This is a genomic window from Pseudomonas sp. (assembly GCF_030696055.1).
Lineage (GTDB): Bacteria > Pseudomonadota > Gammaproteobacteria > Pseudomonadales > Pseudomonadaceae > Aquipseudomonas.
The window spans coordinates 1-2,059 of sequence record NZ_JAUYNP010000038.1; the positions used below are offsets into that span (position 1 = coordinate 1).

Below are 2,059 nucleotides of genomic sequence, written 5' to 3' on the forward strand. Positions count from 1 at the left end.
CTTCAACCGGGATCACGCCGCTCTGCTGGCGAAGATCAACGAGAAGGGTGACTTTAACGACGAAATCGACGCTGGCCTGAAGGCCGGTATCGAGAAGTTCAAGGCCACCCAAACCTGGTAAGCCGCAGCGGGGACCTTCCGGTCCCCGCTTGCTAACCCGATAGGTGTCAAATGGCAGGCGCAAAAGAGATTCGCAGCAAGATTGCGAGCATCAAAAGCACGCAGAAGATCACCAGCGCCATGGAAAAGGTGGCGGTCAGCAAAATGCGCAGAGCACAAATGCGCATGGCTGCTAGCCGTCCCTACGCGGAGCGTATCCGCCAGGTTATTGGTCATCTGGCCAACGCCAACCCGGAATACCGTCATCCGTTCATGATCGAGCGCGAAGTTAAGCGCGTCGGTTATGTGGTGGTGAGCTCGGACCGTGGTCTGTGTGGTGGTCTGAACACCAACCTGTTCAAGGCTCTGGTCAAGGACATGGCGAGCAATCGCGAGCAAGGCGTGGAGATCGATCTCTGCGTGGTTGGCAGCAAGGGTGCGGCATTCTTCCGCAACTTTGGTGGCAACATCGTTGCTGCGATCAGCCACCTGGGCGAAGAACCGTCGATCAATGATCTGATCGGTAGCGTCAAGGTGATGCTCGATGCTTACCTCGAGGGTCGCATCGACCGTTTGTCCGTGGTCTCGAACAAGTTCATCAATACCATGACGCAAAAGCCCACGGTGGAGCAGTTGATTCCGCTGGAAGCTGATCCGGATCAAGAGCTCAAGCATCACTGGGACTACCTCTACGAACCCGACGCCAAGGAGCTGCTGGACGGCTTGATGGTGCGTTACGTGGAGTCGCAGGTGTACCAGGCGGTGGTTGAGAACAACGCGGCTGAACAAGCGGCGCGGATGATCGCGATGAAGAACGCCACCGACAACGCTGGCGATCTGATCAAAGACCTGCAGTTGGTTTACAACAAGGCGCGTCAGGCAGCGATCACCCAGGAAATTTCGGAAATCGTCGGCGGCGCTGCCGCGGTTTAAGCACGGTTCAAATATTCAGAGGAACCAAAGATGAGTAGCGGACGTATCGTTCAAATCATCGGCGCCGTTATCGACGTGGAATTCCCGCGTGATCAAGTGCCGAGTGTTTATGAAGCGCTGAAAGTAGTCGGCGCCGAAACCACCCTGGAAGTTCAGCAGCAGCTGGGCGACGGCGTGGTACGTACCATTGCGATGGGTTCGACCGAAGGCCTGAAACGCGGCCTGAGCGTCGGCAGCACTGGCGCAGGCATCCAGGTTCCGGTCGGGGTGAAAACCCTGGGCCGGATCATGGACGTGCTGGGCAACCCAATCGACGAAGCTGGCCCGATCGGCGAAGAAGAGCGCTGGGGCATTCACCGCCCTGCGCCTTCCTACGCCGAGCAAGCTGGCTCCAACGAGCTGCTGGAAACCGGCATCAAGGTGATCGACCTGGTTTGCCCGTTCGCCAAGGGTGGTAAAGTCGGTCTGTTCGGTGGTGCCGGTGTCGGCAAGACCGTAAACATGATGGAGCTGATCCGTAACATCGCCATCGAGCACAGCGGTTATTCCGTGTTCGCCGGTGTGGGTGAGCGTACTCGTGAGGGTAACGACTTCTACCACGAGATGAAGGACTCCAACGTTCTCGACAAGGTAGCCCTGGTCTACGGTCAGATGAACGAGCCGCCAGGCAACCGTCTGCGCGTGGCACTGACCGGCCTGACCATGGCCGAGAAGTTCCGTGACGAAGGCCGTGATGTACTGTTCTTCGTGGACAACATCTACCGTTACACCCTGGCCGGTACCGAAGTATCCGCACTGCTCGGCCGTATGCCGTCGGCAGTGGGTTATCAGCCGACCCTGGCCGAAGAAATGGGCGTTCTGCAAGAGCGCATCACTTCGACCAAGACCGGTTCGATCACCTCGATCCAAGCCGTCTACGTACCCGCGGACGACTTGACCGACCCGAGCCCGGCGACCACCTTCGCCCACTTGGACGCCACCGTCGTACTGTCCCGTGACATCGCCTCCCTGGGTATCTACCCAGCGG

Annotated in this window: 3 protein-coding genes; all 3 read left to right on the forward strand. The window is 58.5% G+C overall.

Annotated features, from left to right (window positions below):
* The coding region (locus Q8Q83_RS02075; RefSeq protein ID WP_305620698.1) for a hypothetical protein at positions 1-121 on the forward strand (121 nt) is incomplete at its 5' end.
* Positions 122-171: 50 nt separating this feature from the next.
* A complete protein-coding gene (gene atpG / locus Q8Q83_RS02080; protein WP_305620694.1) occupies positions 172-1,032 on the forward strand; it encodes a F0F1 ATP synthase subunit gamma in 861 nt (286 codons plus the stop codon).
* A 30-nt stretch (positions 1,033-1,062) separates the two neighbouring features.
* Positions 1,063-2,059: F0F1 ATP synthase subunit beta (gene atpD / locus Q8Q83_RS02085; protein WP_305620696.1), on the forward strand; the 997-nt coding region annotated here is incomplete at its 3' end.

Coding starts and splice junctions, on each gene's coding strand:
- atpG (WP_305620694.1), top strand. CDS start 172: ATGGCAGGCGCAAAAGAGATTCGCAGCAAGATTGCGAGCATCAAAAGC.